The organism is Pseudomonas sp. EA_5y_Pfl2_R50, from assembly GCF_963970475.1.
Classification (GTDB): domain Bacteria; phylum Pseudomonadota; class Gammaproteobacteria; order Pseudomonadales; family Pseudomonadaceae; genus Aquipseudomonas.
Genome location: NZ_CAXAPT010000190.1, coordinates 1 through 443, shown reverse-complemented (window position 1 = coordinate 443; position 443 = coordinate 1). Strand labels below are relative to the sequence as shown.

At 67.3% G+C, this 443-nt stretch carries 1 protein-coding gene; it reads left to right on the top strand.

What is annotated here, in order from left to right:
• A partial coding sequence (locus AACY19_RS27390) for a GMC oxidoreductase (protein ID WP_339454619.1) occupies positions 1–443 on the top strand: 443 nt, incomplete at both ends.

Genomic DNA, 443 nt, shown 5'->3' with positions numbered 1-443 from the left:
AGCACTCGAGGATCATGGCCGCACCAAGGTGCCGGGACATGGCTTTTCCTGCCACGTCTGCGTGCTCCGGCCCGAAAGTCACGGCACGGTGCGCTTGGCCTCGGTCGATGCGCGCGCAGCACCGTTGATCGACCCCGCCTTTTTCAGCGATGCGCGCGATATGGAGGTGAAGAAGCGCGGCGTGCGCGCGATGTACCGCATTCTCGACACCGCGCCGCTGAGCAACCACAAGGGGCGCGATCGCTACCCGATCGATCTGAGCGACGATGACGCGCTGGAGCGCCTGATCCGCGCGCGCGCCGACACGGTGTATCACCCGGTCGGGACGGCGCGCATGGGATCGGACGACGCGGCGGTGTGCGATCCGCGGTTGCGCGTGCGCGGCGTGGAAGGGCTGTTGCGCGTGGCCCTTGATGAAGCGATGCCGTATCAGGCACTCGTAG